6 protein-coding genes and 1 riboswitch are annotated in these 6,206 nt (G+C 64.5%); all 6 genes read left to right on the plus strand.

Annotated features, from left to right (window positions below; genetic code table 11):
- Positions 1–99: 99 nt before the first annotated feature.
- The 6 genes from XI04_RS13995 (at position 100) to XI04_RS14020 (ending at position 6,109) form a co-directional block, all read left to right on the plus strand.
- Positions 100–1,836, plus strand: a complete 1,737-nt coding sequence (locus XI04_RS13995; protein ID WP_095424100.1) for an adenylate/guanylate cyclase domain-containing protein — start codon at positions 100–102, stop codon at positions 1,834–1,836.
- 124 nt (positions 1,837–1,960) lie between these two features.
- Entirely contained in the window at positions 1,961–2,137 is a 177-nt protein-coding gene (locus XI04_RS14000) for a hypothetical protein (RefSeq protein ID WP_018320305.1), read from the plus strand.
- Positions 2,138–2,275: 138 nt separating this feature from the next.
- A complete protein-coding gene (locus XI04_RS14005; protein ID WP_271610079.1) occupies positions 2,276–2,485 on the plus strand; it encodes a hypothetical protein in 210 nt (69 codons plus the stop codon).
- Positions 2,486–2,599: 114 nt separating this feature from the next.
- Complete coding sequence (locus tag XI04_RS14010) at positions 2,600–2,863, plus strand: hypothetical protein (RefSeq protein ID WP_240536374.1); 264 nt, start codon at positions 2,600–2,602, stop codon at positions 2,861–2,863.
- A 43-nt stretch (positions 2,864–2,906) separates the two neighbouring features.
- Positions 2,907–3,121, plus strand: a riboswitch (cobalamin riboswitch).
- A 114-nt stretch (positions 3,122–3,235) separates the two neighbouring features.
- On the plus strand, positions 3,236–5,464 hold the full coding sequence (locus tag XI04_RS14015) for a TonB-dependent receptor (protein ID WP_271610078.1): 2,229 nt from the start codon (positions 3,236–3,238) through the stop codon (positions 5,462–5,464).
- A gap of 63 nt (positions 5,465–5,527) precedes the next feature.
- Complete coding sequence (locus XI04_RS14020) at positions 5,528–6,109, plus strand: hypothetical protein (protein WP_028141614.1); 582 nt, start codon at positions 5,528–5,530, stop codon at positions 6,107–6,109.
- Positions 6,110–6,206 lie beyond the last annotated feature (97 nt).

Here is a 6,206-nt window from a genome sequence, read left to right on the forward strand (position 1 = left end):
CTGGGCGCCAGGAGGAACCAGATTGCGCGTGTTCCCGCAGCAAGATCCGGTGTATGGAGTTCCCTTGCTCCGTCCCTTTGGCCTTTGTCCCTGCTAGCTATGCCGATTTTCAACCAGTCGATCAGGCGCAAGATCGTCGGTATCGCCCTCGGATTGATCGTCCTGATGCTGGTCACCTCGATCCTGTCGATGGTGATGTCGAGCCAGGTCGGCGTCCTGCTCGACGAGCTGACCAACCGCTACATCCCGGCCTATGGCGATCTCGCGCGCGTCAACATCCGCTCGCTGGAGCGATCGGTGGCGCTGCGGCGGATGATCATGACGAAGATGCAGGCGTCCTCGGACGAGGAGGCCTATGCGGCGCGCCTTCGCGAGTTCGAGGACGCCGACCGCAAGATCGAGGAGGAGGCCGAGCGCGCGCGCAAGCTGATCAACGCGATCATAGACGACCCTCGCACGCCGTCCGACAACGCCGCGCTGGCACGGATCGAGACCCGCATCGAGACCGCCGTCGGCGAGCTGCGCCGCGATCAGAAGGAGAGCCACGCGAAACTCCTCAACCAGATCGACGCACAGCAGATGGCGGAAGCGCGCATCACGCTCGAGCATATCGACGCGCTGCGCGACCAGTTCAACCAGAAGATCGATGCGATCCGGGCCGACATGCTCAAGCAGGTCTTCGCCAGCACGTCGCAGGTGATCGGCCATCAGCACCAAGCGATCATCGTCTCTGGCATCGTGACGTTGCTCGCGGCGATCGTCGGCTTTGCCTTTGCGCTCCTGGTGTCCAGCGGCATCACGCGCCCGGTGCGGCTGCTGCTCGCCGGCACCCGCGAGGTCGAGGCCGGCCGCTTCGACAAGACCATCACCGTCTCCACGCAGGACGAGATCGGCGAGCTCGCCGCGGCTTTCAACCGCATGACCGAGCAGCTCAGGCACAATGAGCGCATCCGCGAGACCTTTGGCCGCTACATCGATCCCAAGGTGGTGCAGGGGCTGATCGACCGGCCCGAGGTCGCGATCGACGGCGAGCGCCGGGTCATGACCATCATGTTCTGCGACATGAGCGGCTTCACCTCGATGAGCGAGGGCATGACCCCGCGCGGCCTCGTCAGGGTGATGAACCACTATTTCACGGTGATGTCCGGACCGATCAGGGGTAATCGCGGCATCATCGACAAATATATCGGCGACGCCATCATGTCCTATTGGGGCCCGCCCTTCATCGAGGAAGACGAGCAGGCGCTCCTGGCCGGCATCGCCGCAACCGAGATGGTCGACCAGGTGCCCGCGCTGCAGAAGCAGCTGCCCGACCTGCTCGGCATCCGCGCCATGCCGGCGCCGTGTGACCTGCGGATCGGCATCGCCACCGGCGAGGTCCTGACCGGCAGCATCGGCTCCGAGCTGATGATGAGCTTCACCGTGATGGGCGACGCCGTGAACCTGGCCTCGCGGCTGGAGGCCGTCAACAAGGTCTACGGAACCCGCATCCTGATCTCGCAGGCAACTGCTGACGCGATCGGAGCGCGGCTCGAATTGCGCGAGATCGATCGTCTGGCGGTCGCGGGCCAGAGCGCGCCGCAGCCGATCTTCGAGGTGATGGCGCGGGCGGGCGCACTCACCGGCGCGCAGGACAGCCTGCGCACGCATTATGCCGAAGCGCTCGCCGCCTATCGGGCCCGCCGCTTCGACGAGGCCCGCGCCGCCTTCAACGCCGCGCTCGAAGCCGTCCCCGGCGACGGCCCCTCGCGCACGATGCTCGGCCGCATCGCGCAGCTCGAGGCCAAGCCGCCGGAAGAGGGGTGGGACGGCGCCTGGCGGCTGGAGCAGAAATAGCCGTTTTTGTTGCGCCAGCTCGCCCTGTCCGGAAAAAACGTTTCTACTCGATAACGATGTTCGCCATGACCTATTTCCCGGGCTTAGGTTGGATGTCCTTGAGGCGTTTGACGGGGACACGCCGATGACGGAACTTCAGGACAGGCTGGAACGGTTCGAGACGCTCACCGCCGAATGCGAGCTGATCGCCAAGCTCGCCACCGACAGCACCAAGCGCGAGTTCTATCTGAAACTCTCGGAGCAATACCGTCAGCTGGCGGTGGACATGCGGCAGGCGATCGCGACCAAGGCTGCTGCCTGACGCAGGCTGCAATCCGTTCTTAAGGTTTGGCGCGCATCCTTGACCTCGCGAGCGATCGCTCGTGGTGGAAAGGCCGGGGTTCGCTGCAATGCAGCGCACCTCGCGAGTGTCATTTGCCATGCTTGACAGGGCAATCACATGCGCCTCGTTGCCGTGATCATATTCGCGCTCATGACGGCGGCCTGCGACCAGGAGCAGGACATCACCGGCTCGACGCCGACCTGCCCGATGCGGAACTACAGCCATAACCCCCGCGACATGAACCAGTGCGTCAATGCCTGCAAATCGTGCGATCGCGGCACCACGGTCACCTGCACGACCTCCTGCACCCTCAAGGGTGCGCGCTGAGCGCACCGCCTTCTGCCTTTGTAGGGATGAAACCCGTGGAATGGGCGGTGCCTGGGCACCGGAACGATTCACATGGGTCAATCATTGAGGCAAGTGGGCAGGACGCGGAGTCCGATGGAAATGGGTATGCTCGATCCCGGCCGGTTTCTGGTGTCGTGCTCGCATTGCGATGCCTGGCCGATGGCAGCCAACGTGAAGCGGTCGAGTTGGACGGCGTCTCCACACGAGGTGCGCTTTGTCTGCACGCGCTGCCGGCGCGAGGAGACCGCGATCGTCTCGGCCTCCGGCGAATTGACCCCGATCAAGCGCGTCGATGTTCCGCCGCGCGACGTCGCTGCCGCCTGGGCCCAGGCGCAACGGGTGCGAGGGCGGACCTGAGCGGCCGGCACCTAACGGTCGATTGACTCCCGGGGCGAACGGCTCGTAAATGATCGGCGACGGTTCTCCTCATGGAGATCAAAAGGGAATGTGGTGCGGGATTGTCCCAACGCAGGGATTTGTCTCAACGCCACGGCTGCCCCCGCAACTGTAAGCGGTGAATCTTTCGTCTCATGCCACTGGGAATCTCGGTCCTGGGAAGGCGACGCAAGGTCACGACCCGCGAGCCAGGAGACCTGCCGTCAGCCGTGGTCACACGCGAAGATGTCGGTCGGGGAGTACAGACATTAGCTTCACCGGAGCAATCCATCGCTCTGCCGTGAAACCTCGTTCGCTGTGACGTGCCACTGACGTCATACCGAGGTTACCATTGTGTCCCGTCTCGTCTCTGCCGCCAGGCGCTTTGCCGCCGGCCTGCTCGCATCCGTTTCCCTGCATTCGCTCGATCCGTCCTCCGCCTTCGCCCAGCAGGCGCTTGCCGAGCAATTGCCGCCGATCGAGGTGACCAGGTCCGACGATCAGAACCGAACGCGCGCCAGGGCGATCGGCGATGGCGAGGCGGGGGTGAGGACGAATGTCGCGCCGGCAGGCAATGGCGCCGGCTCATCCGGCTCCGGCGGTGAGGCTGCCGCCGGCAGCGGCGGCATCGTCGGGGCCGCGACGACCGTCATCACGGCAGCCGATATCGCGCATTCGCCATCGCAGACGCTCGCCGAGATCATTGCGACGCAAACGCCGGGGGCCCAGATCACGACGTTCTATGGCGGCCAGATCGGCGCCAAGACCAGCGTGGACCTGCGTGGCTTCGGCGCCTTTGCCACTGCCAACACGCTGGTGCTGGTCAACGGCCGGCGGCTGAACGACGTCGACATGGCGCAGGTGGACCTCTCCACCATCCCGCTCAATTCCATCGAGCGCATCGAGGTGACGCGCGGCAATTCCGGCGCGGTGCTCTACGGCGACAACGCGGTCGGCGGTGTGATCAACATCGTCACCAGGAACGGCGTCGGCGGACCGCCCGTGACCGCGCGCATCGAGGCCGGCTTCGGCTCGTTCAACACCAGACTCGGCAACGTTTCGACCTCGCTCAATTCCGGTCCGTGGTCGACCTCGTTCTATGGCAACACGGTCAGGACCGATGGCTATCGCGACAACAATCGTTATTCGCAGCAGAACGGCGTCGGCAATCTCAACTACACCACGCCAGGCCTGACGGCCTTTCTCACCGTCACCGGCGACAATCAGGAGTTGCGACTGCCGGGCGGCCGCACCGTCGATCCCTCGATCGGCCTCAATGAGGTCGCGACCAACCGAAGGGGGACCAGCACGCCGTTCAACTATGCCAACCAGCAGGGTATTGGCGCGACCGCCGGGTTCACCAAGACCCTGGTCAACGGCGTCGATCTCATCGTCGACGGCGGCGTGCGCGACAAGAAGCAGCAGAGTGCGTTCTTTTCCAGCCCGACGCCGGTTCCGGCTTTCTTCTCGTCGACCTATGTCGGTTCCCATCTGACGACATGGTCGATCACGCCGCGGCTCAGCGTGAAGAGCCTGCTGCTCGGCATGCCGTCGCAGCTTCTGACCGGCATCGACTATTACGATGCGAGCTTTGAGCAGAACCGCGGCGCCGGGCAGGGGCTCGCCCCCTGGCACAATTACGACCTCAGGCAGCAGACAGTTGCGGGTTATTTCCAGCACACATTGGGAATCGCCCCCACGACAGACATCTCCTACGGCGCGCGGTTGCAGAACGTCAGTCTTGCGGCACGCGACAATTTCGACCCGGCAGCTCCGTTCAACGCCGACATCGGCGCGTTGCCGCTGACGAGCAACGAGACCCAATATGCGCTGCATCTCGGCGCCGAGCATCGCCTGAACGACCAGGTCTCGCTGTTCGGCCGCGTAGCGCGCGCGTTCCGCACGCCTGATGTCGACGAGCGCCTGTCCTCAGGGCCTTCGTTCGATCCCTTGACCTTCGCTGCGATCCCGCAAACGTTCCAGCTCAAGACCCAGACCTCGCAGGACATCGAGGGCGGTGTTCGCATCAAGGGCGGCGGGTTGCAGCTGCAGAGCAGTCTCTATCTGATGGATCTCACCAACGAGGTCCATTTCAATCCGGTCCTGTTCTACAACACAAATCTTGATCCGACCCGCCGCTACGGCTCTGAGACCAGTCTGTCCTATCGCGTCAACGACGCCCTGCTGCTGCGCTCCGGCGTGGCCTATACAAGTGCGGTCTTCCGCGAAGGTATCTGGGCCGGCAACGACGTGCCGCTGGTCTCGCGCTACACGGCGAGTGCGGGTGTCACCTGGAACATCTGGCAGAATTACGTGGTGCTCGATGCCACCGCGCGCTTCTGGAGCGAGCGTCGCATGGACAACGACCAGGCGGGCACCCAGAAGCCGATCCCCGCCAACGGCACGATCGATCTCAAGCTCAGCGGCCAGGTTGAGCGCTACTTCTGGTCCCTCAGCGTCAACAATGTGCTGAACGCGCTCTACTACGACTACGCCATCGCGAGCACCTTCACGGACGGCCGCTTCAGCGCCTATCCGCTGCCCGGCCGCACCTATCTGCTCAAGGCCGGCGCAACGTTCTGATTTTCGCCAGGGCCGTCACACGCCCTCAAACGGACTAGAATTCGAAGAGAAGGAGATTCAACCATGGCTCTCGGCATCCTGCCGTCTGGTGACGATCGCTCCCGGCTTCACCCGGTCGCGCCGCGCCTTGCGCCGATGTTCTGCTTTGCGCTGCTGACGGCGTCATGCGCGCTCGCAAGCTTTGCGTTCGCGTGCGCCACGCCGTTCGCGGCCTTCGCCGTCATTGCCGCGGCGATGCTGCCGCAGCGTCCGGCGCTGCTCGTCGTCACCGGCGCCTGGCTCGTCAACCAGATCATCGGTTTCGGCGTGCTGCATTATCCCGTTGATGCCAGCACGATTGCCTGGGGCTTCGTCATCGGCGCGGCTGCGCTTCTGGCGACCGCGGCAGCTTCGGCGGTGCTCGGCCTGCTGCCGCAGGGCCGCACGCCGTTGGCGCTGCCGATCACGCTCATCGCCGCCTACGGGATTTACGAGATCGCGCTGCTCGCCGCGACGCCGTTCCTCGGCGGCGAGGGCGCCTTCACCGCCGCCATCGTGACGCGCATCGCTCTGACCTGCGCCGTCTGGCTCGCCGGCCTCGTCGCGATCTGCGAGATCGTCCGTCTGGTCGACCCGGCCGGACGCAAGCGTGCGATGTCGGCCTGAGCGGCCGCTCGTGGCCGTAGCCTGTGTCGCCCTCTGTCAATCCGCGTCGCTGAAAATATTCCACTTTACCGAAATTCGGTTTCGGCGTATGTGTGGT

This window comes from Bradyrhizobium sp. CCBAU 11430 (genome assembly GCF_028128855.1).
GTDB lineage: Bacteria > Pseudomonadota > Alphaproteobacteria > Rhizobiales > Xanthobacteraceae > Bradyrhizobium > Bradyrhizobium ottawaense.

Bases quoted from the DNA above. Each gene is read 5' to 3' on its own strand.
- XI04_RS13995 (WP_095424100.1), top strand. From the start codon at position 100: ATGCCGATTTTCAACCAGTCGATCAGGCGCAAGATCGTCGGTATCGCC.
- XI04_RS14020 (WP_028141614.1), top strand. From the start codon at position 5,528: ATGGCTCTCGGCATCCTGCCGTCTGGTGACGATCGCTCCCGGCTTCAC.
- XI04_RS14005 (WP_271610079.1), top strand. From the start codon at position 2,276: ATGCGCCTCGTTGCCGTGATCATATTCGCGCTCATGACGGCGGCCTGC.
- XI04_RS14000 (WP_018320305.1), top strand. From the start codon at position 1,961: ATGACGGAACTTCAGGACAGGCTGGAACGGTTCGAGACGCTCACCGCC.
- XI04_RS14010 (WP_240536374.1), top strand. From the start codon at position 2,600: ATGGAAATGGGTATGCTCGATCCCGGCCGGTTTCTGGTGTCGTGCTCG.